The organism is Imperialibacter sp., assembly GCF_040222385.1.
Taxonomy (GTDB): domain Bacteria; phylum Bacteroidota; class Bacteroidia; order Cytophagales; family Cyclobacteriaceae; genus Imperialibacter.
The window spans coordinates 175,914-201,174 of sequence record NZ_JAVKDF010000049.1 but is presented as its reverse complement, the minus strand read 5'-3'; the positions used below and the strand labels follow the sequence as shown (position 1 = coordinate 201,174).

Annotated in this window: 21 protein-coding genes; 12 read left to right on the top strand and 9 right to left on the bottom strand. The window is 46.9% G+C overall.

All coding sequences use genetic code 11. The features are described from left to right. Nucleotides 1-291: 291 nt before the first annotated feature. From RIG68_RS24290 to RIG68_RS24265, 6 genes are all read left to right on the top strand, one after another. Nucleotides 292-1,227 (top strand): RES family NAD+ phosphorylase, encoded by a 936-nt coding sequence (locus tag RIG68_RS24290; protein WP_350128548.1) that lies wholly within the window; start codon nt 292-294, stop codon nt 1,225-1,227. A 435-nt stretch (nt 1,228-1,662) separates the two neighbouring features. Further along, complete coding sequence (locus tag RIG68_RS24285) at nt 1,663-1,974, top strand: helix-turn-helix domain-containing protein (protein WP_350128545.1); 312 nt, start codon at nt 1,663-1,665, stop codon at nt 1,972-1,974. A gap of 220 nt (nt 1,975-2,194) precedes the next feature. Next, complete coding sequence (locus tag RIG68_RS24280; protein ID WP_350128542.1) at nt 2,195-3,259, top strand: branched-chain amino acid aminotransferase; 1,065 nt, start codon at nt 2,195-2,197, stop codon at nt 3,257-3,259. 217 nt (nt 3,260-3,476) lie between these two features. Then, nucleotides 3,477-4,560, top strand: a protein-coding gene (prfB, locus tag RIG68_RS24275; protein WP_350096329.1) for a peptide chain release factor 2 whose coding sequence is annotated in 2 segments (ribosomal slippage) — nt 3,477-3,536 and nt 3,538-4,560 — 1,083 coding nt in all. Because the reading frame shifts where the segments join, the coding sequence is not laid out codon by codon here. A gap of 473 nt (nt 4,561-5,033) precedes the next feature. Next, nucleotides 5,034-6,218, top strand: coding sequence for an MFS transporter (locus RIG68_RS24270; RefSeq protein ID WP_350128539.1), 1,185 nt, complete (start codon nt 5,034-5,036; stop codon nt 6,216-6,218). A 30-nt stretch (nt 6,219-6,248) separates the two neighbouring features. Then, nucleotides 6,249-6,971: a lysoplasmalogenase gene (locus tag RIG68_RS24265; protein ID WP_350128536.1), complete on the top strand. Its 723-nt coding sequence runs from the start codon at nt 6,249-6,251 to the stop codon at nt 6,969-6,971. Here RIG68_RS24265 and RIG68_RS24260 read toward each other — a convergent pair. Next, entirely contained in the window at nt 6,931-7,575 is a 645-nt protein-coding gene (locus RIG68_RS24260) for a hypothetical protein (protein ID WP_350128533.1), read from the bottom strand. The two genes, RIG68_RS24265 and RIG68_RS24260, sit on opposite strands and share 41 nt — an antisense overlap. Before the next feature lie 144 nt (nt 7,576-7,719). On the opposite strand from RIG68_RS24260, the gene RIG68_RS24255 reads away from it, so the two are divergent. Next, nucleotides 7,720-8,238 carry a hypothetical protein gene (locus RIG68_RS24255; protein ID WP_350128530.1) on the top strand — a complete coding sequence of 173 codons (519 nt, stop codon included), beginning with the start codon at nt 7,720-7,722 and terminating at the stop codon, nt 8,236-8,238. Here RIG68_RS24255 and RIG68_RS24250 read toward each other — a convergent pair. After that, nucleotides 8,232-8,921 (bottom strand): nitroreductase family protein, encoded by a 690-nt coding sequence (locus RIG68_RS24250; protein ID WP_350128527.1) that lies wholly within the window; start codon nt 8,919-8,921, stop codon nt 8,232-8,234. The two genes, RIG68_RS24255 and RIG68_RS24250, sit on opposite strands and share 7 nt — an antisense overlap. Nucleotides 8,922-9,014: 93 nt before the next feature. On the opposite strand from RIG68_RS24250, the gene RIG68_RS24245 reads away from it, so the two are divergent. After that, on the top strand, nt 9,015-11,423 hold the full coding sequence (locus RIG68_RS24245; protein ID WP_350128524.1) for a penicillin acylase family protein: 2,409 nt from the start codon (nt 9,015-9,017) through the stop codon (nt 11,421-11,423). A 2-nt stretch (nt 11,424-11,425) separates the two neighbouring features. Here RIG68_RS24245 and RIG68_RS24240 read toward each other — a convergent pair whose 3' ends face one another. Further along, nucleotides 11,426-12,031: a GNAT family N-acetyltransferase gene (locus RIG68_RS24240; RefSeq protein WP_350128521.1), complete on the bottom strand. Its 606-nt coding sequence runs from the start codon at nt 12,029-12,031 to the stop codon at nt 11,426-11,428. A gap of 264 nt (nt 12,032-12,295) precedes the next feature. Between RIG68_RS24240 and RIG68_RS24235 the strand changes: the two genes are divergently transcribed. The 3 genes from RIG68_RS24235 to RIG68_RS24225 are packed head-to-tail and all read left to right on the top strand — an operon-like array spanning nt 12,296 to nt 16,693. Beyond that, a complete protein-coding gene (locus RIG68_RS24235) occupies nt 12,296-14,626 on the top strand; it encodes a response regulator (RefSeq protein WP_350128518.1) in 2,331 nt (776 codons plus the stop codon). A 52-nt stretch (nt 14,627-14,678) separates the two neighbouring features. After that, nucleotides 14,679-15,362 (top strand): TetR family transcriptional regulator C-terminal domain-containing protein, encoded by a 684-nt coding sequence (locus RIG68_RS24230; protein ID WP_350128515.1) that lies wholly within the window; start codon nt 14,679-14,681, stop codon nt 15,360-15,362. 5 nt (nt 15,363-15,367) lie between these two features. After that, nucleotides 15,368-16,693 (top strand): ABC1 kinase family protein, encoded by a 1,326-nt coding sequence (locus tag RIG68_RS24225; protein ID WP_350128512.1) that lies wholly within the window; start codon nt 15,368-15,370, stop codon nt 16,691-16,693. A 12-nt stretch (nt 16,694-16,705) separates the two neighbouring features. Here the strand turns inward: RIG68_RS24225 and ilvA are convergent, their stop codons facing one another. The 5 genes from ilvA to ilvD form a co-directional block, all read right to left on the bottom strand. Then, on the bottom strand, nt 16,706-17,968 hold the full coding sequence (gene ilvA, locus RIG68_RS24220) for a threonine ammonia-lyase (protein ID WP_350128509.1): 1,263 nt from the start codon (nt 17,966-17,968) through the stop codon (nt 16,706-16,708). A 74-nt stretch (nt 17,969-18,042) separates the two neighbouring features. Then, nucleotides 18,043-19,086, bottom strand: a complete 1,044-nt coding sequence (gene ilvC, locus RIG68_RS24215; RefSeq protein WP_350128506.1) for a ketol-acid reductoisomerase — start codon at nt 19,084-19,086, stop codon at nt 18,043-18,045. A 44-nt stretch (nt 19,087-19,130) separates the two neighbouring features. After that, nucleotides 19,131-19,715, bottom strand: coding sequence for an acetolactate synthase small subunit (ilvN, locus tag RIG68_RS24210; RefSeq protein ID WP_350076694.1), 585 nt, complete (start codon nt 19,713-19,715; stop codon nt 19,131-19,133). A gap of 12 nt (nt 19,716-19,727) precedes the next feature. Next, complete coding sequence (ilvB, locus tag RIG68_RS24205; RefSeq protein WP_350128504.1) at nt 19,728-21,461, bottom strand: biosynthetic-type acetolactate synthase large subunit; 1,734 nt, start codon at nt 21,459-21,461, stop codon at nt 19,728-19,730. 10 nt (nt 21,462-21,471) lie between these two features. Beyond that, nucleotides 21,472-23,148 (bottom strand): dihydroxy-acid dehydratase, encoded by a 1,677-nt coding sequence (gene ilvD, locus RIG68_RS24200; RefSeq protein ID WP_350128502.1) that lies wholly within the window; start codon nt 23,146-23,148, stop codon nt 21,472-21,474. A gap of 295 nt (nt 23,149-23,443) precedes the next feature. On the opposite strand from ilvD, the gene RIG68_RS24195 reads away from it, so the two are divergent. Continuing rightward, a complete protein-coding gene (locus RIG68_RS24195; RefSeq protein WP_350128499.1) occupies nt 23,444-24,505 on the top strand; it encodes a tetratricopeptide repeat protein in 1,062 nt (353 codons plus the stop codon). A gap of 7 nt (nt 24,506-24,512) precedes the next feature. Here the strand turns inward: RIG68_RS24195 and RIG68_RS24190 are convergent, their stop codons facing one another. Then, complete coding sequence (locus RIG68_RS24190) at nt 24,513-25,223, bottom strand: DUF8737 domain-containing protein (RefSeq protein ID WP_350128497.1); 711 nt, start codon at nt 25,221-25,223, stop codon at nt 24,513-24,515. Nucleotides 25,224-25,261 lie beyond the last annotated feature (38 nt).

The window sequence follows — 25,261 nt, the reverse complement described above, 5'->3', positions numbered from 1 at the left end:
GGACTCTGAAGGGTGGGAGTTTTTTTGATTTTCAGTACCTAATCAGGAGACTTTGAGGGAAGATAAAAGTAAACTCTGCCTAACACGAAAAAAATAAATATGCGAACGGAGCATTTAGATGCGTATTTGCTTAATTTAGGCTGTAGTGGAGTTAGCCCGTTGGGCGCTTGCTCATTTTAGCTGCCTACAGCATACTCTGTTAGTTTAGATTACCCATCATAATAAACTGGATTGAACTCACAAAATTGTCAATCTGGAACACATGTACTTAAGAATAGTAAAAACTTAGATGTGACTAAATTTATCCCTTTTTCAAATCAATCCAAAAAACAAATTGAAGACACTATTCCTGATTTAAAACAAGCCCAAGAATGCTTTGAGAAAATAAGAAAAATAGATCTTGAGAAAATGTCAGATATCGATCTGGAAAAAACCTTTCTCACTTATTTTAATACAATTCCATACAACAATCAGTCATTTTTCCCAAAAGGAGAGGAATTGTATAGGGCAAGAATAGACGACGGTGAAAAGCCCTTCAGTAAGATAAAAGATATTTTTGTGCGAGAAGAAAATGAGATTATTGGTTATGGGCGAGCCAATAGGCCTAGGGAGCAAATTTTCTACTGTTCAGACAACATGGATGTTAGTCTTTTTGAGACGCTACAATACCTTTCAAAGGAAAATTTTTGGTATAAGAGACAGAAAGGCAAAATGGTTCAAGTTACAGTGGGAGTGTGGAGGATAAATGAACCAATACGATTAGCATCTATTTTTCATGGAGGTGACTTGTGGAGTAGACGCCCTGACTTGAAAGATTTTCACACTCATCACAGGAAGGTATTTAGTAAATATAAGGCAACAAAAAAAATGCTGGATTATGAAGAGGCTCTCTGCGAGTTTTTCTCTAGTCAATTTACAAAGCAAGTTGATTTTGACTGGGAGTATAAGCTTTCGGCCTTGTATTCTTATCTAGTGAAGCATGCTAAAGTATCAAATGATCGATATGTGTTTGATGGAATTATTTATCCTAGCAATGCCACTCATTTATTTGGTGATAATTTGGCAATTTATAAGAGAGCCTTTAATGAGAAAAAAATTGAGCTAGTAAGAGTTGAAAGTGTAATGTGTGTCACTTTCCCTGATCAAATTAATTTTTATAAAATGAATGCTAGCGAAAACATTAAAGAAGGTGAAATCTATTGGGATCCTAACTATTCGGTATTCTAAAATGTGCGATCATGTATGATTAATGTGGCTCATGATTTTTAGCACTATTTTACAGGAAGTCCCACAACGTATTTATGAGACATAGCGATAAATTTCAGTGTGCATTGTTGTTTTCTTTTGTTAATTCAGTTGGGGCACGGTGCTGGGAAGCAGCAACCGGAGTTACATTTTACCCTGACGTTAGCGAGGTCTATCAGAACCAAGGATCAACAGTCCGATATCTTCCGAATAGCATATCGAATCTCAGATGACCGGAAACCTCTGATTTCGCAGCGGTGTCAACTCAAATTGGCTTTGGTGATGCGATCAAGCACATCCCTTTAACTGCCTGCTCAAGAAAGCTACATCAGCGATAGCTATGAATAATTCATTTCGGTTGTTTCCAAATTTAGAAACTTTTTATTTTGACCGTAAACCAATAATGTTTTTCAAGAGATGAAAACCTATTCCCTCAACGATCTTAAGGATAAATACATTGGTGAGCCGGGAACACCGGAAAGAGATGAGTATGAATATGAATTAAGTATGGAAGTTTTGGGGAAAATGATCAAGGCTGCCAGACAGCAGCGGCATTTAACGCAGGAACAGTTGGGGGAATTGGTTGGGGTTAAAAAGGCTCAAATATCCAAACTTGAGGGTAGTGCCAACAGTGCAACAATTGATACGGTAATGAAGGTTTTCAAGGCATTAAAGGCTGAAATCAACTTTAATGTAAAGCTCGAAAATAACTTCGTTAAACTGTCGTAAGGTGTGCTTCTGAAGCTTAAACCAATAACGGAGATCCGGCTGTCCGGCATTTTCCTTTCCCATCCAAACGTTGTCCGACGCCCATTGCGTTTAGAGCCGACATTCCCTAATTGCACCCTGCCCCAAATTTTTTGAAAAAACCAAAGATTCTTCCCGCCCGTTATACAAGCGTTTAGAGATTAAATTTCTAATTTTACTTTTTCAATAATAGGTTGAGGCCATGATAGATACCCTTCAATTCCCCATCACGCAAGTGGCGAAGTCCAGAATCAAGGAACTGGACATGGATAATGTTCAATTTGGTAAGAGCTACTCTGACCACATGTTTATGGCAGATTATGTCGATGGGCAGTGGACAGACCTGAGAATTGTGCCTTACGGCAACCTCTCTATGAGCCCAGCGAACACCACACTGCACTATGGCCAGTCTATTTTTGAGGGCATGAAGGCGTATAAGGCAGAAAACGGCGACGTACTTGTTTTCCGCCCTGATAAGAATGCCGACCGCTTAAACAAGAGTGCCGTGCGGATGTGCATCCCGGAGATTCCCGAGGAGATGTTCATGAGTGCGCTTACTGAACTGCTCAAGCTGGATAGAGACTGGGTGCCTAACAAGCCGGGCACTTCGTTGTACATCCGTCCGTTTGTGTTTGGCAACGATCCTTTTGTCGGCATCAGGTCATCACTGACATATCAATTCATCATTTTCACCAGCCCGGCAGGTGCTTATTATTCCAGGCCGGTGAAGGTGAAAGTGGAAACAAAATACACAAGAGCTGCTCCCGGAGGTACCGGTAGCGCCAAAACAGCTGGCAACTATGCCGCTGCTTTGTATCCAATGGTGCAGGGCCAGAAAGCAGGTTACGACCAGTTGCTATGGACTAACGCAGGTACGCACGAATACTTTGAGGAGTCTGGTACCATGAACGTGTTCTTCCTGATCGACGGAGTGCTTTGTACTGCACCTGCTGGAGAAACAATCCTCGACGGCGTTACCAGGGACAGCGTGATTACCCTGGCCAAAGAGTGGGGCTACCCTGTGGAAGAGCGCAAAGTATATGTGAAAGAGTTGAAGCAGGCGCTGCTGGACGGCAAGGTGAACGAAGCTTTTGGAGTCGGTACGGCGGCAACTATTGCCAAGATCAGCCACATCGGTTTTGAAGACGGAGACCTTGAGCTGCCAGGAGAGGAATCAAGAACGCTGTCGAACAGGCTTTTGAAAACGCTGGATGATATCAAGTACGGCAGGATAGAAGACACACACGGCTGGATTTACAGAATCTGACCATAGTAACATATCACAAAATCCATCTGCTTTTCGAAGGGGTGGATTTTTTGTTGGGGGAGAGTTAATGGTTACAAGTTATTAGTTAATAGGGGCGCTCACCTCAACAATCGGTTGCCAATTTCTTATCAGAAGCCGGGGCATTGTCCGCCAGATAGCCATTAACTAATAACCCAATAACCACTAACAAATAACCATTAACGAATAACTTAAAACCATGACAATAGAACAGTTGAAAGACGTGAAAGCCAGGGTAGCGGCTTTGAGGGGGTATCTTTGACTACGATAACCGCAAACGTGAAGTAGAAGACAACGAGGCGCTGACAGTGTTGCCTGGTTTTTGGGATAAACCCAGCGAAGCCGAGAAACTGTTGAAAGAAATCAGGCTACAGAAAGTGTGGACCGACGCCTACGAAGAAGTGAAAACTTCTCTGGAGGATGTAGAAACTCTCTACGAATTCTATAATGCCGGTGAGGCAGAGATGGAGGATGTAGATGCCGAGTACAAGAAAGTATCAGCCCAGCTAGAGGAGGTTGAGTTGAAGAAGATGCTCAGCGGAGAAGAAGACCAGCTGAGCGCCATGCTGGAAATCAACCCGGGTGCTGGCGGGACGGAAAGCAACGACTGGGCGGAAATCCTTATGCGGATGTACATCATGTGGGGAGAGAAGCACGGCTATAAAGTAAGGCAGGTGGACTACACCCCTGGTGAAACGGCCGGTTTGAAGTCAGCCACGCTGGAGTTTGAAGGCCAGTTTGCCTATGGCTACCTGAAAGCGGAAACGGGTGTGCACCGTTTGGTGCGAATTTCACCGTTTGACTCTGGTGGAAGAAGACATACGTCTTTTGCATCCATTTATGTGTATCCGGTGGCTGATGACAGTATTCAGATCGAAATCAATCCGGCCGATGTGGAGCTTCATACCTCAAGGTCAGGTGGTGCTGGTGGCCAGAACGTGAACAAGGTAGAAACCAAGGTGCAACTCACCCACAAGCCCACGGGCATTGTGGTGGTGTGCCAGGTGGAACGCTCGCAGTTGGCCAACCGTGAGCTGGCCATGCAAATGCTGAAATCAAGGCTTTACCAAATGGAGGTAGAGAAACGCAATGCGGTGAGAGACAAGGTGGAAGCCGGCAAGATGCGGGTCGACTTTGGTTCGCAAATCCGCAATTACGTGCTGCACCCTTACAAACTGATCAAAGATGCCCGCACTGGCGTGGAACGCACCGACGTACAAAACGTACTCGACGGCGACCTCGACGATTATATCAAGGCGTTTTTGATGGGGCAGGAGGCTTAATTTTCATCGGATGCTTCGTGGGTGGAGACACCCACGAGAACGCTCACTTGCGATGGGATTCGTTGTTCTGGCATGTGTGACACACGTCGGAACAATGGTTTTATTAGACCACCCAACGCCACTCATCGGTAATTGCGAAGCTGCCTCCGCACTTATTGATGATGACTTCAATCTTGTGGCAGATGTGGCAATCTGTCCATTTCATAGCGTAATTTTAATAAACAGATTGTTTCGGTCGTAGGCTAATTATCGACATAGGTAGACTCCTTGCGACTTCCTCGCAATGACCGGCGGGTGATGTTTTGTGCTTCTATAGTGTTGCATGCAATCTAACCGGCGGTGAAGACACCCGCCAGAACGGGCAGTGAAGAGGCTACTGGTTTGTACAGAGCGACCTCTTTACTCAACCAAAACCTCTCCAATTTTTTGAATTACCTTCCCGAAGGTTCTACCTTTACCCGTCGATTTTTTCTATGACCCAGCAAAAGATATACACATGGCAGTTTATGCTATTGTGTTTCAGTAGTCTCCTTTTCTTCAGCAGCTTCAATATGATCATCCCGGAGCTACCGGCTTTCCTGACCTCCATTGGCGGTGGCGATTACAAGGGTCTCATCATTTCGGTTTTTACTCTCACAGCCGGACTCAGCCGTCCATTCAGTGGCAAGCTGGCCGATAAGGTAGGACGAGTACCCGTGATGGTATTTGGCGCTACGGTCAGCGGATTGGCGGCGCTGGTATATCCCCATGTCACCGTGGTATGGGCCTTCCTATTGCTTCGTTTCTTTCATGGTTTTTCAACCGGTTTTAAACCTACCGGCACGGCAGCCTATGTGGGCGACATTGCGCCACTGCTGAAAAGGGGCGAAGCCATGGGCATTTTTGGCCTTTTTGGGAGCATGGGAATGGCCATTGGGCCTGCCATCGGTTCCTACATTGCCTCAGCTGCTTCGCTGAATACTATGTTCTATACCTCTTCATTGATGGCGCTGTTGTCAGTGGTTATACTGGCTGGCATGAGAGAGACGCTGGTCAATAAAGAGAAGTTTCGCCCCGATCACCTGAAAATCAACTGGGCTGATGTGTATGAACCACGAGTGCTGTACCCGTCGGTTACCTTATTGCTCACCATGCTGCCTTTTGGGGCTGTGCTTACCCTGGCCCCCGACTTTAGCGATTACCTGGGAATGGGCAACAGGGGTCTTTACTTCACCACCTTTACCATAGCTTCCCTGGGCATCCGTTTTATTGCGGGAAAAGCATCGGATAAGTATGGAAGGGTGGCTGTGCTGCGCTTCTCCATCTTTTTTCTGGTGGCGGCAATGATCATGACCGGCTTTTCTACAAGCGTATGGCAGTTCCTTATGGGTGCTGTGCTGTTTGGTATAGGCACAGGAATGAACTCGCCTACCATTTACGCCTGGACCATTGACCTGAGTGATGAGCATCACAGAGGGAGGGGCATTGCCACCATGTACATAGCCCTCGAAGTGGGTATAGGTTTGGGGGCACTGCTGGCAGGGTGGCTGTACGGCAACCACTTTTCACATATGCCCTATGTGTTCTCATTCGTAGGCTTTGTAGCCTTTCTGGGCTGGGTGTTTGTAGAATTCATCGGTAAGAAAAAAGACGTGATCCCTTCCCAACTGCGCCCATAGTTTTATTTACTTTGTTGCAAAACACAGACAATGAATACCCGAAACCTGATCTCTGTTCTTTTCCTCCTTTCGATAGGTGTGCACCTGTGGGCGGTAGGTGTTGATAATGCTGAACTGATCCACTGGAGCAAGCCATTATTGATGCCTTTGCTTGCCTTTTATTTTTGGCTCAGCAGCAAGACAGTTGACAGGTCGGTGAGGATCGGAATTCTGGCTGCGCTGGTTTTTAGCTGGCTGGGCGATTCGCTGCTCATTTATCAGAGCAAGGCAGAATTGTATTTTCTGGCCGGCTTGGGCGCATTTCTTGTTGCACAGATTATGTACGCATTCAATTTTGCTCAGCTGAAAAATCCTTCAAAAGAAAAGATGGAATGGCGCACAAAATTTAGTGTGGGTCTACTTGTGATCTTTTACTTTTTCATGCTTTATACACTCTGGAATTTCCTTGGCAACCTCAGGGTTCCGGTTATTCTTTACGGCGCTTGCCTGGTGGGCATGCTTTTGATGGCAGTGATCAGGAAAAACAGAACCAATGAAACGAGCTTCTCTTTGCTCTTTTTTGGTGCCATAGCGTTTCTCGTCTCCGATTCAATGCTGGCGGTTAGTAAGTTCGTTGGTGCTTTCCCTATGGCCGGATTTTGGGTAATGGTGAGCTATATAGCCGCTCAGGCACTTATTGTTCAGGGAGTGCTGGCACATTACGACGGTGTGCCTAGTCCGGCGAAGAAGTCAGCGCCGAAGAGGCGTCGATGAGGTACTCGTGCACGGCATTTTCAACGGTCTTCAGCTCTGCTACCTTTTTCTTGTAGCCGGGCAATTCTACATACAGCCAGTAAGGACTGTCACATATTTCGTTGGTGAGCGTCAGAGCGAGGTCATCGTCGGGGCACTTGTTTTGATAGGTGATAATTTTGCTGAAATAATTCCATTTGATCTGCCGCTGTTTTGACCAGTCCCGGTTCAGGTCTTGTACCCGTTTGGTATCTGTAGTCAGCGAGTCGACCAGGTAGGCAGCCACGTCTTCCGACAGCTTGTACCTGATTTTCACTGCATAGCGATCGATGAAGTAGGCCGTAATTTCATCCACCTTGGCAGAACCAATCATCATTCCAGGGTTCTTTTTGGTGTAAAAATGAAGACGGCGAAAATGAAAGCTGCCAAGGTCTTCGTAACCCGAAAGATCGATGACATCCCGGTAGGCATTTAGGGTAAGGGCCGTCTTGCGATTGGCGACAGGAAGTGATGAGGCCGTACCATTTACAGATGAACCAGTTTTATCACTTGGGTCGGTGGCAGATCGTTTTTGTCCGCAACCCAGCATCGCTGTTAGAATAAGGAAAGGGAGAAGTGGCCTCATTGGAACTAAGTTAACTATTTATTGTCTTGGGAGGCTCTTTTCTGTCAAAATAGTAACTGGCCGTTGTAAGATTTATTGAAAATGAAATTGAATTAAGTCATTTTCAAAAGTTATTATTGCAGCCACGTTAATACGCCCCAAGGAATGGATAAAAAACCGGAGATTACTTATTCACTAGGACGATTTGAACCCCAGGTATTTGTTAAGGTTTTTAGTTTGCTAATAGTTATCCTGGCAGGATTGTCACTTTTGGCGAGTTACTTAATGGATCAGTCGCTTGAAGGAATCATTGTGGGCCAGGGGCTTTACCGGTTTATTCTTCTTCCCTTTTTTCTTGCCGGTGGGATTGCTTACATCACCAGACACTCCACGCTGAAAGTTACGCATGTCACCAAGAAAAAACTTGGCAAGCTAGTCACTGAAGCGATGCGAAAAGAAGGATACGAGTTGAGAAAAGATAAAGACCAGGTGATGGTTTTCGATCCTGAGATCAGTGGGATTGTGTCGCTGAATCAATGGATGGAGAATGTTACCATTACTGTAAAGTTCAAAAATCACAATATGATTATTGTGGGGCCCAGGAGAATTATGAGGAATATGCACGACAGGGTGAAATTTGGGCTCGATTTCAAGGAAGCCCTGCGCCTAGAGCCTGCTCAATAAAATTTAGCCACTTCCTCCAGCGGCTTTCGTGCCAGCTTAGGCACATATACCTCGTCAGCGGCATAACCAACTGGCAACAATAAATAGGGTCTTTCATTGTCGGGCCTGTCGAGTATTTTCGAAAGAAAATTCATAGGACTTGGTGTGTGTGTCAGTGTCACCAAACCAGCCATGTGCACCGCAGTAATGAACATCCCGCAGGCAATTCCCACCGATTCGTTTACGTAGTAGTTATTAATCTTTTCGCCGTCTTCATCCTTGTCATACACTTTTTTGAAGACCACAATTATCCATGGAGCTGTTTCAAGAAAGGGTTTGTCCCAGTTGGTGCCTATAGGTGCGAGGTCTTTCAGCCAGCGTTCACTCATGCGGCCATGGTAGCTATCGTATTCTTCTTGTTCGGCTGCTTTTCTAATTTCCTTTTTGATACTCGTATCTGAAATGGCACAAAATGTCCACGGCTGCTTATGTGCTCCCGAAGGTGCTGTAGAGGCGGTTTTTATGATATTTTCGATCACTGCCCGATCAACTGGTTTGTCGGAGAAATCCCTAACGGTTCGCCGAAAGTCCATGTCCTGATAAAAGTGCAGGCTCTTTTGCAAGGTGATTTCCGGGGTAAATGCCCTCGGATGATGGCGCACATGCTCGTATCCGTCTATAACTTTTATTGTCTCCTCAGTCATCTTTTTGGCCTTTATAAAAAAATACAGCCTCTTGTCGGGCTTAATTTTTATACCTTCTCAAATCTATACAACCCATCGTAAACCTCAGAATTGATGTTAAAAAAAATAGCAGCACCGTCCTTCTTATTGCTTTTCAGCTTTTTTACATCGCATGCTCAACAACTAACAGTTGCCGGGCTGCAGGATAAAGTAGAGGTATACCGTGACCCCTGGGGCATTAATCATATTTATGCTGAGAATGAGCACGACCTCTTTTTCACCCAGGGCTACATGGCTGCCAAAGATCGCCTTTTTCAGTTTGAAATTTGGCGAAGGCAGGCCACTGGTACAGTAGCTGAACTGCTGGGAGAAAGGGAAATAAAAAGGGACATAGGCACGAGGTTGTTCAAGTTTCGGGGAAACATGAAAGCAGAAATGAACCATTATCATGAAAGAGGTGAGGAAATCATCACCGCTTTTGTAGATGGGGTAAATGCCTATATCGCCGAAGCCAATGCAGCTCCAGAGAAGCTGCCCATCGAGTTTCAACTGTTGAAGACAAAACCGCAGCCGTGGACGCCAGAAGTGGTTATTTCAAGGCATCAGGGGTTGTTGGGTAATATTGGCAACGAACTGAAGGCAGCCAGGGCCGTGGCAGCGATTGGAGCCGAAAAGTTTAAGGAAATAGAGTACTATCACCCGTTCGATCCGGATCTGAACATGGATCCGGTTATCGACCAGTCGCTGCTGACCGAAGATATCCTTGAGCTTTACAATGCTTACCGGAAATCTGTCAAATTTCAACCCTCAGATGTGCAAGCCAGCGCCAGGGAGGGTATGGAGAAGTACAGCGAGTTGGCAGCTAAATGGGAAGACGACTTTGCGCTTGACAGGCAGGAACTCAGAAACGCTGTTGGCAGTAACAACTGGGTAGTAAGCGGCGAACGTACTCAGAGTGGCTACCCAATGCTGGCCAACGATCCGCATCGAAGCCTCGCTGCACCATCGCTTCGCTACTGGTCGCACCTGGTAGCGCCTGGCTGGAATGTGATAGGGGCGGGAGAACCCGAAATTCCCGGCATTTCCATTGGTCACAACGAGTATGGCGCCTGGGGGCTGACGGTATTTACCAACGATAGCGAAGATTTGTATGTGTATGAAACAAATCCGGAAAACCCTAACCAGTACAAATACAACGGCGGCTGGGAAGATATGAAAATCATCACTGAGACGATAAAAGTGAAAGACCGGCCCGATGTCACTGTTGAATTGAAATACACCCGCCATGGCCCTGTAGTGTTTGAAAAAGCGGATAAACATGTCGCTTATGCCGTTCGTTGTGGGTGGCAGGAGGTGGGCGGCGCACCCTACCTGGCTAGTTTAAGAATGGACCAGGCTGAGACCTGGGAAGAGTTTCGGGAGGCTTGCAACTACAGCCATATTCCAGGAGAAAATATGATATGGGCCGACCGGAAGGGAAATATTGGCTGGCAGGCTGTGGGCATTGCACCCATCCGTAAGAACTTCAGCGGCATGGTGCCCGTGCCCGGCGACGGACGCTACGAATGGGATGGTTATTTGCCAATCAAAGCCAAGCCTCATAGCTACAATCCGGTGGAAGGATACGTGATTACCGCCAATGAGAACCTTACGAAAACCGATTATGAGTTTCCTGAGATCATTACGTTTGATTGGGGTGATGGGTACAGGGGCGACAGGCTGAAGGAGATCATAGCTTCGGGTAGGGTGCTGAGCCTGGGGGATATGGCCGCCATGCAAACTGACTACCTGGCACTTCCTGCCAGAGAGATAGTGCCTATGTTGAAGAATTTGTCTATTGCTGACACAAAAACAAATGCTGCCAGAGGCAAATTGCTAGCCTGGGACTTTGTGCTCGATAAGAATTCAACAACGGCTGCCATTTACGCAGCCTGGGAAAAAGAGATCAACACAAGAATGAAGGATCTGATGATTCCGGCAGAGGCGAGGGCACACATTTCAGGGCTTTCCATGTTTAAGGTGATCGGCTGGCTGCAGGCACCACCGCCCGTTTTTGGCAGTGATCCCGTCAAAGGAAGAGATGACCTGCTGACTTCTTCTCTTTCCACCGCCATCGCTCAGCTGGAACAAAAGCTGGGGAAGGATCAAAACAAGTGGCAGTATGGGCAGGAGAAGAACCATCACGTTGTCATTAAACACCCCATGAGCGAAGCGGTGTCAGCTGAAGTAAGGAAAAAACTTGATGTTGGCCCCGCACCACGGGGAGGCTACCACCTAACGCCCGGTGTGACGGGGTCAGGCGACAATCAAACACATGGTGCCACCTTTCGTATCATCATGGACACCCAAAGCTGGGACCGGTCGATGGGCATCAATTCGCCCGGGCAGTCGGGTGATCCGGATAGCAAATACTACAAGAACCTCTTCGACCTTTGGGCGAATGACAAATATTTCCCTGTTTATTACTCGAAAGAGATGATCATGAAAGTGGCCGAAGAAAGCTACAAGATAAGCCCCAGGTAAAGCTATCTCCCCAGTTTGTACTCCAGCCCGCTTTTCACTGTAGGCCATTCAGTGTCGATAATACTATAAACGGCGGTATCCCTCATGGTGCCGTTGGGCATAATATAGTGGTTTCGGAAGATGCCGTCAAGTTGAGCGCCAAGCCGCTCGATGGCTGCCCTCGATGCTGCATTCATTCTGTGGGTTCGAAACTCCACAGCAATGCATTTCAGGCTTTCAAAAGCGTGTGTAAGGAGCAAATGCTTGCACTCGGTGTTAATCGCAGTGCGCTGAACAGCCTTTGCATACCAGGTGGAACCTATTTCCAATCGATGTACGGCTTTCTCGATTCTCAGGAAACGGGTAGCTCCAACTATCTTTTGATGCGCCTTGCTATAGATCACAAAAGGCAGGCAGGTTTGGCTGGCCTGCTCCTTAAAAGCATTTTGCATCCAGGCTTCCATTGTTTCTGGTGAGGGTACCAGCGTGTACCAAAGCTTCCACAGTTCACCGTCTTTGACAACTTCGCAAAGGCTGGCGAGGTGCTCAGGAAGCATCGGTTGAACGATTACATGCTCACCCTCTAACGTTACTGGGAGCGGCGGGTATTCGGAAGGGACTGAGTTCATCAATTCGATTGACTATATTAAAAAATCAAACGAGCCAAATGTAAGCCTTTTGCTAATTTTCATAAAAGCTATTCATGCGAAAGTTTGCTATCATATTTTTCCAACCAACCGTTTCGGAGTTAATTGAAAGCGTTTGTGGTCGTATAGGGTGTCTGAAAAATGTCGAAAAGCTATAAAATATTACAGCACTATCGGTGCGCCACTATAAATACATAAATTGCAGCGTATTTTCGAGCGATGCGGAGCCTGGTCAAATTCTTTTGTTTGTTTGTTGGACTTTCTTTTGGGGCACAGGCCCGGGAAGCGGAGAGGGGTATTATTGACCTTAGGGAATTCGATTTTTCCCAGGGGAAAGCACAACTTGAGGGCGAGTGGGAGTTTTATTGGGAAAGATTGATAACCCCAGAGCAGTTCAAATACGCTGCTCCAGCACCTGATTACTTCATGTTCCCCAAGCTCTGGAATGATTCAAAAACTGCTGGTGGTGTAGAACTGTCGAGTCAGGGCTTTGCCACCTACAGGGTCAAGTTACTTTTACCCAAGCAAACTCCCCCGTTGTCAATTGCCATCAGTCACTTCTACAGTGACTACGATCTGTATGTCGATGGTCAACTGCTGGGGGAAAATGGCGTGGTGGGCAACACCAAAGAAACTTCGGAGCCTCATTGGATTCCCAAAACCCTGAGAATCCTTCCCAGCTCTGATACCCTGGAGTTAGTGCTCCATATCTCCAATTTTCATCACTCGAAAGGAGGAGCCCGGGAATCCATTCTATTGGGAGCACGGGATAGAATTATGCATGACAGCCTCTTCAATATCAGCTACGACCTGTTGCTCTCCGGTTGCCTGATTATGGCTGGTCTTTTCTTCCTGGGGCTTTACCTGTTTGGGCAAAAAGAAAACTACATCATCGCTTTCGGTCTTTTTTGCCTGGTATTCAGCTACAGGTTTTTCGGTGCCGATAATTATGCGCTGCACATTCTGTATCCTGATATTCCCTGGACTGTGACCTTGCATTTTGAGTACCTGGCCCTATTTTTGGCGCCTTCATTGTTTGCTATCTACTCCTACACCCTTTTTCCAAAAGACGGCAGCCTGATTATTTTGGGTGGGTTTGCAGGTATTTCCGGCTTACTGAGCCTGCTGACCCTTGTTTTGCCCAGCACCATTTTCACACTTTTTGTGGAGCCCTATTTATTCGTAATGGTCGCTGTGATTGCCTACGTTTCCTACGTGTATGCTGCTGCTGCCAGGTTTAATCGGGACGGAGCCAATTATGCCTTGGCTAGCACCATGGTAGTGCTGCTGGTGTTTATCTACAAAATATATGTTTACCTGGCACTAGAGCCCGAAAACAGACTCCTTACGTTCATTGGGTTTATTTCATTCTTTTTCTTTCAGTCGTTGAACATGTTCTTCAGAGTGACAAGGTCTTTGCGGGTGGCCAAGGAAGAGGCGGAGGAGGCGTCGAGAACCAAGTCTGACTTCCTCTCGATGATGTCGCATGAAATCAGAACGCCAATGAATGCCGTAATAGGATTAACCAACTATATGATTGGTGACAAACCAAAAAAGGAACACAAAGAAGCACTCAATACACTCAAATTTTCTGCTGAGAACCTGCTAGTGATCCTCAACGATATCCTCGATCTCAATAAAATTGAAGCCAACAGGATTGAGTTCGAGAAAATGCCTGTCAACATCAGGCAGCTAACGGCTCGCTTGAAGCAGGTTTTCGAAAGGATAGCCGATGAACGAGGGCTTTATATTAAGGTATCGGTTGACGAAGCGATAACTCAATCTATTCTCTGTGATTCGACACGGACAAGTCAGGTGTTAAGCAATTTGATCAGCAACGCCCTGAAATTCACCAAAGAAGGTGGTATTGAATTAATAGTGAATGAATTGGACAGAGATGAAGACCATATAACACTCCGGTTTGCGATAAAGGATACGGGCATAGGCATTTCCATGGCCGACCAGCAGAAAATATTTGACAGCTTCACTCAGGCAAGCACCTCAGTGACCAGAGAATATGGGGGCACTGGGCTCGGTTTAACAATTACCAGAAGGTTGCTTAACCTTCAGGGCGTACAACTCGGTCTCAACAGCGAGAAAGGAAAGGGCTCGGAGTTTTACTTTATTCAGAGGTTCGAAACTGTGGATCACGCTGTGGAAGAAGATGAAGCGCTGGCGGATGCAGGTGAACCAGGGAATAAAGGAGCGAATATTCTTCTGGTTGAAGACAACAAAGTCAATGTGCTGGTAGCACAGAAGTTTTTGAAGAAATGGGAATTTGGCATCGAAATAGCGGCCAACGGCGCTGAGGCTGTTGACAAAGTCAAGAACAAAAAGTACGATCTGATTTTGATGGACTTGCAAATGCCTGTCATGGATGGCTACGAAGCCTCGAGACAAATAAGGGCACTCGGAATTAACACACCCATTATTGCCCTCACAGCCTCTACCATGATGGAAGACCGGGATAAGGTAAAGCGATTCGGTATGAACGACCATATCATAAAACCATTTGATCCAGAAGATTTAAAAAAGAAGGTGAACAAATACATAACGAACAGCGTCATAGACCAATAATTTTTTTTCACTCCATAGCTAACCATTTAGGCGAAAAACTGGTTATGATGCTATGGAAAAAGAAGCTAAGGTTCCCAAAGCAAAAGCTGGAGCCAAAACACCTCAAAGCGCCGACATCAGAGCCAAATACAAAGAGCACGTATTGGAAAATGGCTCAGCACCATCTTCCTTTTTTTTGTTTGCCAAGTCGCTCAAGCTGAAGGAAGAAGATTTGTATGAGTTTTACAATTCATTTGAGTCTATTGAAAAGGGTATCTGGCATGACTTTGTCAGTGCCACCATCCAGGCTATTGAATCAGAAAAGGTTTACGAAGAGTACTCTGTCAGGGAGAAGCTTTTGGCATTCTACTATACACTGATTGAGGAGCTGAAGCGAAACAGGAGCTATATCCTGTGGCAGATGCAGGCTGTGAAGCACCCCACCACAACGCCTTATTTCCTCAAGGCATTTAAATCCGAATTTCTTTCCTGGGCCAATAATCTTGTGATTGAAGGGAAAGACACAGACGAAATAGCGAACCGGCCTTTTATCAGCGACAGGTATGGCGAGGCCATGTGGGTACAAACTTTGTTTATTCTCAATTTTTGGCACAAAGACGAAAGCAAAGGCTTTGAAAAAACGGACGCTGCGATAGAAAAAGCCGTCAACCTAGCTTTTGACCTCATGGGACGGGGAGCTGTGGATTCACTGCTAGACCTGGCCAAGTTTATTTATCAATCGAAGAAAGAAGCCTGATCAAAATGAAAGAACAATCCAGCATCCCCACATCAAAAGTAGAAAGAGCGTCGAAGTTTGTGAGAACGGGTGCCAAAGTGGGAGGCAACTATGTAAAGCACTATGCCAAGCGCTTCATCACCGGAGATGCTTCTCGTGAGGATCTTGATCAAGCCAATGCCGAAGATATTTATGGTTCGTTGAGCGAGCTCAAGGGAAGTGCGCTGAAAGTGGCGCAGATGCTGGCCATGGATAAGAATATCCTGCCCACAGCCTACCAGAACCAGTTCTCCATGGCGCAGTACAGTGCGCCTCCGTTGTCTTATCCATTGGTAGTAAAGACTTTTAAAGAACAGCTTGGAAAGTTGCCAACTGAGGCTTTTGAATCGTTTACCAAAAGTGCGGTGAACGCAGCATCTATTGGGCAGGTGCATAAGGGCACTATCGGTGACAGGGAATTTGCTGTGAAGGTGCAGTATCCTGGAGTGGCTGGCAGCGTTAGGTCGGACCTGAAGCTGGTGAAGCCTTTTGCCCTGAGACTTGTAAAGCTCAACGAGCAGGAGCTTGATCACTATATGGAAGAAGTGGAGGAGCGCCTGCTGGAAGAAACCGACTACAAGCTGGAGTTGTTGCGCTCAAAGCAAATTTCGGAAGCCTGCGCCCATATTCCGAATCTGACCTTTCCTAAATACTATGCTGAATTGTCTTCAGAAAGGATTTTGACCATGGATTGGCTGCAGGGTTTGCACCTGAAAGAATTTTTGAAAACCAATCCTTCACAGAACCTGCGAAACCAGATGGGTCAGGCGATGTGGGACTTCTACAACCATCAGGTGCACAATCTCCTGCAGGTGCATGCGGATCCTCATCCGGGTAACTTCCTCATGATGGAAAATGGCAGCCTGGGAGTGATAGACTTCGGCTGTGTGAAAGTAATTCCCGAAGATTTTTACAGAACCTATTTTCAACTGATGAGGGAAGACTTGCTGTGGAAAGAAGAGGAGCTGGTGGCGGCATTTCACGACTTGTGCTTTCTGTATGAAGACGATCCAGCCGACTATAAAGTGCTATATGTCGACGTGTTCAAGCAAATGATGCAGCTATTGGGCGCTCCTTTTCACAAAGAATCATTTGATTTTGCCAACGAAGAGTATTTTAAGAAAATCTTCGACCTGGGCGAAGGAATCTCCAAGCGCAAGGAGTTCAAGAATTCCAAACACCCGAGAGGTTCCAGGCATGGGTTGTACATCAACAGGACTTACTTTGGACTCTACAACCTGCTCCATGACCTTGGAGCGGAGGTGAGAACGACCAAACCGGAGTGGTTGGGGGAAGTGGTAGTGCCGGGCTAATTTGTGGCGGTGCTATACCAGCATCCCAAACAGCTCAGGCTTGTTGTTGAGTAGCTGGTAGTTGATGTTATAGGCCTTCATTCTATCGAGCAGGCCTTGGAAGTCGTTCCGATCCTTTAACTCTATGCCGATCATGGCCGGGCCGTTTTCACGAGCCGTCTTTTTGGTGTACTCGAAAAGGATGATGTCATCATTCGGCCCCAACACATTCACAAGAAACTCTTTGAGGGCACCGGCTCGTTGCGGAAACTTAACGATGAAATAGTGCCTCAACCCTTCGTACAGCATCGACCGCTCTTTGATCTCTGCCATCCGAATGATATCGTTGTTGCCGCCACTGACTATGGCTACAACCGTTTTTCCTTTGATTTGATGAGCTACCAAGTCGAGTGCTGCGGTGGTAAGGGCTCCCGCTGGTTCGACGATGATGCCTTCGTTGTTGTAAAGCTCCAGTAAGGTAGTACATACCTTTCCTTCTGGCACAAGTACTACCTCGTTGAGCACCTCTTTGCAGATTTCCAGATTAAGCTTGCCAACGCTTTGCACGGCGGCGCCATCCACAAACTTGTCGATCTGTTCCAATGTAACCACATGACCTGCTTCCAGCGATTTTTTCATGGCCGGGGCACCCAGGGGCTCTACACCAATGATTTTTGTCTTTGGGCTCAATGCTTTAAAGTAGCTCCCAACACCGGCAGAGAGCCCGCCGCCGCCAATAGGAACGAGCAGGTAGTCGATGGGCTCGGAAATTTCGTCCAGTATTTCCACTGCCACTGTGCCCTGGCCTTCTATTACTTTCTCGTCATCAAAGGGAGGAACAAAGGTGCCGCCAGCGGCTTCACAGTCTTTAACGGCCTGGGAATTGGCATCGTCGAACGTGTCGCCGATCAAAATTACTTCAACGAATTCTTTTCCGAACATCCGCACCCTGTCGATCTTCTGACTGGTCGTGGGAGTGGGCATGTAAATCTTGCCATGGATTTTCTGATGGAAGCACGCATAAGCAACACCTTGTGCATGATTACCAGCGCTGGCACAGAAGATACCGTTGGCTCTTTGCTGATCCGACAGCGAAGCAATTTTGTTGAAGGCTCCTCTTATCTTGTAAGAACGAACAATGTTAAGGTCTTCTCGCTTCAGGTAAATCCTGGCGTCATATTTCTCAGAAAGCTGCTGATTGAATTGCAGCGGAGTGGGGGGGACAACGTCTTTGAGCGTGATTTTGGCCTGCAGGATTTTGTCTGCGGCAACGAGGGGAGATTGTGTGGAGGACATTGGGGGAGGTAAATGCATCAAGTAATCGGTAATCAGTAATCGGTGTCACCTGATTACTGATTACCATTTACCATTTACTGTTTCGGACGAAGCTTGCGCACCTGAGCGCCTGCCTGCCACATTTCTGAATTATGAAGTTCAGCCAGCTCAACTTCAAGTTTCGCACGGTAGTCCGGCTGACGGTTTGCTTCGATAGTGATGCGAGCCTCGTTGCCAGTTGCTACGCTTTCATACAAATCGTCGAACACAGGAGCTACGGCATCACGGAACCTGTTTTTCCAGTCAAGTGCACCACGTTGGGCAGTCGTTGAGCAGTTGGCATACATCCAGTCCATGCCGTTTTCAGCTACCAGCTTGATAAGAGACTCGGTCAGTTCTTCCACCGTCTCATTGAATGATTCTGATGGTGAGTGTCCTTTTTTGCGAAGCAGCGTGTATTGTGCTTCCAAAATACCAGCTAAAGCACCCATCAATGTGCCTCTTTCGCCAGTAAGGTCAGAGAACACTTCTTTTTTAAAGTTGGTTTCGAACAGGTAGCCTGATCCTACACCAATGCCAAGGGCAATTGCATTTTCTCTTGCTTTGCCGGAGGCGTTCTGATGAACTGCGAAGCTGGAGTTCAAGCCTTTTCCTTCAAGGAACAGACGGCGGAGGCTGGTGCCCGATCCTTTGGGTGCTACAAGGATCACATCAATGTCAGCGTCGGGCACAATGCCAGTCTGGTCTTTGTAAGTGATGCCGAAGCCGTGAGAGAAATAAAGTGTCTTGCCCTTGCTTAGGTGCTTCTTTACTGTTGGCCAAAGCGCAATTTGTCCGGCATCAGAAAGGAGAAACTGAAGGATAGTGCCTTTTTCGCAGGCTTCTTCCAATTCAAATAGCGTCTTGCCAGGAACCCAGCCGTCTTTCACTGCTTTGTCCCATGTTTTCGAATCTTTACGCTGGCCAACGATAACGTTGAAACCATTGTCTCTCAGGTTGAGTGCCTGTCCAGGACCTTGTACTCCATATCCCAGTACGGCTATGGTTTCGTTTTTAAGGACTTCTCTGGCTTTTTCTAAAGGAAATTCTTCTCTGGTTACTACTTCCTCTTCTACGCCTCCAAAGTTGATCTTTGCCATTTTCTTGTGTTTTCTTATTAAAATTAGGATTTACATTATGACCGCTATTGAAACAATAGGTTGGTTTTTACTTCTTCCAATTCCTTGATAAAGGTTTCGGTTTTTCTTTTGCTCATCGAGATGGCTACACGGCCCGATCTGACAAACTCCAGGACACCATAGGGTTCCAGTTTTTTGAAAAGATCAGATGTTTCGTCTTTGTGGCCCGTTTTTTCGAGCACAATATAGTCTTCTTCTATGACAAGTATTCGTGCTCCGTTGTCTCTGACAAGTTTTTCAATCTTGTTACCCCCCATGAAAATCTTGGTGGGTACTTTGTACAGGGCAATCTCCTGATAATGCACCTGGTCTTCTTCGTAAAGAAATGCTCCAAGTACATCCACCAGCTTTCTGATCTGTTTTACTACCTTCTCTGCCTGCTCCCGTGTGCTATGCACCACTATGGTGAAGCGGCTCACACCAGCTACCTCTGTCGTTGAGACGTTCAGACTGCTGATATTGATCTTCCGGCGGGAAAATATGATGGTAATATGGTTCAGGAGTCCCGATTTGTCTTCTGTCAGGACTGACATGGTGAAGAGTCTTTCAGGATCCTGCCCGTTTTGTTCGTTATATAATGACTGTGACATAATACTGCTCTTTTACTCTAAACGAATGTTTGATACTGAATCACCGGAGGGAACCATAGGGAACACGTTTTCTTCCTGCTCTACTACTACCTCCAGAAAGTAAGGGCCATCAGTGCTCAGCATCTTGTCGATAGCAGCCGAAAGGTCGTCTCTTTCTACCACCTTTTGACATGGAATGCCATAGCCCTCAGCGATCAACTGAAAATTAGGGTTGACCATTTCAGTAGATGAATACCGCTTGCCGTGAAACAACTGCTGCCACTGGCGCACCATGCCAAGGAAGTTGTTGTTGAGCACCACGATCTTCACACCAATATTGTACTGGAAGATGGTGCCCAGTTCCTGGATGGTCATCTGGAAGCCGCCGTCACCTATCACGGCAATCACAGGTCTGTCTGGTTTGCCAAGCTTGGCGCCAATAGCCGCCGGAAGACAAAAGCCCATGGTGCCAAGTCCGCCCGACGTCACGTTGCTGTCGGTTTCGTTGAAGCCATAGTACCTGGTGGCCACCATTTGATGCTGCCCAACGTCAGTAACCAAAATCGCTTTCCCTTGCGTTTTTTCGTTGAAAAGCCTGATTACTTCACCCATTTTCACTTCGCCGCTTGTTGGATAAAGATCTTTTTGGATGACTTTTTCATGCTCCAACTTGTCGCACTCTTTGAATTCCGCCATCCAGCTTTTGTGCTCTGCCTTTTTGATCTTCGGAATCAATGATTTGATCGCTGCTTTCGCATCTGCATTGATCGCCACGGTGGTCTTCACATTTTTATCAATCTCTGAAGGATCGATTTCAATATGAATCACTTTGGCTTGCCGTGCATATTTTTTCAAGTCACCCGTTACCCGGTCATCGAACCGCATGCCTATCGCAATCAGCACATCACACTCATTGGTTTTGATGTTGGGGCCATAATTGCCATGCATGCCCAGGTACCCAACGTACTGCGGGTGATCCGTAGAAAGTGCCGAAAGTCCCAGAAGAGTTGATGCTGCCGGGATGTCACCTTTGATCAGGAATTCGCTAAGGGCTTCCTGTGCGTGTGAAATCAAAACGCCGTGGCCTACGAGGCAGAATGGCTTCTTCGCACTGTTGATGATTTCAGCGGCTTCTTCCACCTTGCTTTCATCCAATACAGGGTAGGGATGATAGCTGCGGATTTTGGTGCACTTTTCATAAGAGAAGTCCACCATCGCAAACTGTGCATCTTTGGTAATATCGATCAACACAGGGCCGGGCCTGCCAGTATTGGCAATGTAAAATGCCCGGGCAATAGCTCCTGGTATTTCCTCGGCTTTGGTTACCTGATAGTTCCATTTTGTTACGGGCATAGAAATGCCAATCACATCAGTTTCCTGAAAAGCATCAGTTCCCAGTAAATGAGAAGGAACCTGACCGGTGATACAGACCATAGGGGTTGAGTCAATCTGAGCATCGGCAATGCCGGTAATCAGATTGGTAGCTCCGGGCCCGGAAGTAGCGAAACAGACACCCGTTCTGCCAGTTACCCTGGCATAACCCTGAGCGGCGTGGGCAGCTCCCTGCTCATGGCGGGTCAGGTAATGGGTGAGTTTGTCTTGGTAGCCATACAAAGCATCGTAGATCGGCATAATGGCTCCTCCGGGATATCCGAAAATGGAGTCAACGCCCTCTTCGAGCAGGCACATAAGCAATGCTTCTGAACCTGATACTCTGATGGTCTTTTTGGGTTGTTTTTTTTCAACCGCTAATGTCGAGGTGTTCATACTACGTTCATTAAAGGTCTGTAACACAGCCTTGCGAGGCCGAGCTTACTGAGTTAATATATTTCTTTAATATTCCTTTCGTGGCTTTGTAAGCAGGCTTTACCCATGCTTTTCTTCTCGCTGCCAGCTCTTCGTCTGAAAGTTTCACTTCCAGCAGATTATTCGTTGCGTCAATGCGGATAATATCTCCGTTTTTAACCAGCGCCAAGGGCCCGCCTTCCTGCGATTCAGGGGTGATATGCCCCACTACGAATCCGTGCGACCCACCTGAGAACCTTCCGTCGGTGATCAGCGCCACGTCTTTTCCCAGCCCGGCGCCCATTACTGCCCCTGTGGGCTTGAGCATCTCTGGCATGCCCGGTGCGCCTTTCGGGCCCGACTGACGAATAACAATCACTTCTCCTTTTTTTACTTCTTTGCCGATTCCATCTATAGCAGCAAACTCATCTTCATAAATTCTTGCAGGGCCTTCGAACACTTCTCCCTCTTTGCCGGTGATTTTCGCCACAGCGCCTTCGGGGGCCAGGTTGCCATACAAAATCTGCAGGTGCCCGGTCTTTTTAATAGGCTTGTCAAAAGAATAGATAAGATCCTGTCCCGATTGAAGATCAGCAATTTCTTCCAGGTTCTCGGCTAGCGTCTTTCCGGTTACAGTCATGCAGTCGCCATGGAGGTAACCTTCTCTCAAGAGGATTTTCAACACACCTGGCACGCCACCTATCTTGTGAAGGTCTTCCATCAGGTATTTTCCGCTCGGCTTCAGGTCGGCCAGGAACGGTGTCTTGTCGCTGATCCTTTGGAAGTCATCGAGTGAGAGCTCCACGTCTGCCGCTTTGGCCATGGCCAGAAGGTGAAGCACTGCGTTGGTAGATCCACCCAGCACCATCACGGTGGTGATAGCATTTTCGAATGCCTTCTTCGTCATGATATCTGACGGAAGAATGTTCTTTTCCATCAGGTTGCGAATAGCCGCACCCACTTTTTGGATTTCGCTTACCTTTGGATTACCCTCGGCAGGGTTTGATGAACTATAAGGTAAGCTCATCCCCATTGCCTCAATAGCCGATGCCATAGTGTTGGCCGTATACATACCGCCACAAGCACCGGGGCCGGGAATAGAGTTTTGGATAATGCCTTTGTAGTCCTCATCGGACATGTTGCCGCCGAGGCGCTGACCATAAGCCTCAAATGCAGAGACGATGTTCAAGTCTTCGCCCTTCCATTTCCCAGGGCGAACCGAGCCTCCGTAAACCATGATGCTTGGTCTGTTCAGTCGGGACATGCCCATAATGGCACCTGGCATATTTTTGTCACAGCCTACCACTGCTACCAGGGCGTCGTAAAACTGCGCCTGGCTAACTACTTCTATAGAATCTGCTATAACATCCCGGGAGATCAACGAGTACTTCATGCCAGTTGTTCCATTGGACATGCCGTCACTCACACCTATTGTATTGAAGATCAATCCAACCAGATCAGCCTCTTTTACGCTTTTCTTTACCTGGTGGGCCAGAATATTGAGGTGCATGTTGCAGGGGTTGCCCTCAAAGCCAGTGCTCACAATACCCACCTGCGCTTTTTTCAGATCTTCCTCCGTAAGTCCAAGGGCGTAAAGCTGCGCCTGAGAGCCCGGCTGACTCGGATCCTGGGTGATTGTCTTGCTGTGTTTGTTTAATTCTTTTGACATGAGCTGAAACAATTAAAAAAGGGCCATTCTCTGTAATGAGAATGGCCCTTTTTGTGCTTAGTTTTAACGCTCCATTCTCACGACCGACATCCAACGATGACGACAATGACACGGACGTTAATGATAAGCGAGGATAACATAAATCTTTTCTTTCTGTTACTTATGGCACAAACCTATGGCAGAAAATTTTATCTGGCAACAAAAAAGAAGAATTTTGTTTTTCGGCAACGGGCTTAGCCCATTGTTAGTTTGGTTTTTTTCACAATGTATTTCAAAAAAAGAGGTGCTAAAAAGAATGAACATTATAAAATTTACATTTTTAAGAAGTTTTTTTGCTGAATTATTAAAATTCAGCATTCTCATTGCCGTGATCGCTTTTGTCACGTCGTGTGGTGCCGAAAGAAGGAAAAACGACAGAGACAGGTTCTTTCTGTTGGGCAATGAGGCACTGAAAGGGAACGATAATAAGGAGGCCATCCGGCTTTACACTGAAGCGCTGGCACTGGACAACGACTATGCTGATGCGTTCAATAACAGAGGCATTGCGCACATGAAGAGGGGAGATGCTGCTTCCGCCTTGCTCGATTTCAATCAGGCTATTCTCATTGATGCCGAAAACCTCTCCTATGTATGGAACAGGGCTGAGGCCTATGCCGGTGCCAACCGGTACGACAAGGCCATCAACGACATCACTGTAGTAAGAAAGGCCTTCCCTGATTCGGCCAGGGTTTATTTCTCGGAAGGAGTCATTCATTTTCAGTTCAAAGAGTACCAGCAGGCGGAGGCCGCCTTCACGGAATCGCTGATGAGGGACAACAGCAATGGTGAGGCATATATTAACAGGGGCACGGTCAGGTATTATTTGAATAAGTTCGATTCGGCTCAATCAGATTTGGAACAAGGGCTCCTTTCTCACTCGGAGGAGGGCAATGCGTGGAATACCCTGGCGATGGTAGCGTCGGCGAAAGGCAACAACAGCAGAGGCCTTGACCTGATTAATAAAGCTATTGACATAGCTCCCAACGAGGCCTACTTTCTGAACAACCGAGGGTATGTTTATTTACAGCTCGATAGTTTGGAAAAGGCCGTGGAGGATATTGATGCCAGCTTGCTGCGGGATCCGCAGAACGCCTGGGCTTACAGGAACAAGGGGATATACTACTACAAGGTGGGCAACTTTGAGGAGGCCCTTCGGTTGCTGACAAGGGCAGAGTCCATGGACAGCCAAATGACTGAAATTCACCTGTGGCTGGGAAAAGCTTATTTGGCAGTAGGCAACAAAGTCAAGGCTTGCGAGGCGCTAAGTGAGGCCGAGCCAACGCCCGAAGCCTTGAACCTGATAACTGACAACTGCTAACCAATAACTATTTCTTCAACTTCCTCACCAATTTATTCATGGCAATGAGGTGGCTGAACAATACCGCAGGCACAATGAAAACAGGCAGCCAGATAAAGGGAAACTGAAGCAATCCAATATTGGGCTGGTCGAAAGAGAAAACCTGTGTAATGTATGGTGCTGATAATATTCCTCTGATCACCACATTGAACAGGAGTCCTAAGGCTGCGAGGTTCCAAATAAAGATGACAAACCGGTGCCTGCCGACAGTGGGATTGAGGAAGTGAGCTACGAAGGGAGCGGTGATGCCGGATAAAATATCCCAGTTACCACCCTCAAATGTCACCATTTCAGGCACCAACCCCTGCTTGTACAGCCACCAAAGCACGATCTCAACCGGGATTCGGATGATATGGAGGTAGGTGAGGGTGAATAGTGGAATTCGGAAGAGAAAACGCCTGGAAGCGCCGAATGCCACCAGCCCGATCACGGTGATTAAGGGAGGTAGCACGCCAAAAATCATTCGGGGAGGCACTTCCTCGTAAGCCTGGAAAAAACCGGAGTAGGCCAGGTAGCCGGTAATCCCCAGCCACATGCTTATCACAAAGCCGGTGAGCCATTGGAGTCTTACTCTTTTGGAATGACCGCTAAACCCAATAGCAAAAAGGAGGAACAGAAAAAGGGAAAAAGTAGTTAGAAAAAATACGATATAAATCCTTAGCGGGAGGTCGGGGTCCATTTCATCGTTTGACGTTGACAAACGAATTTAGCAAATTC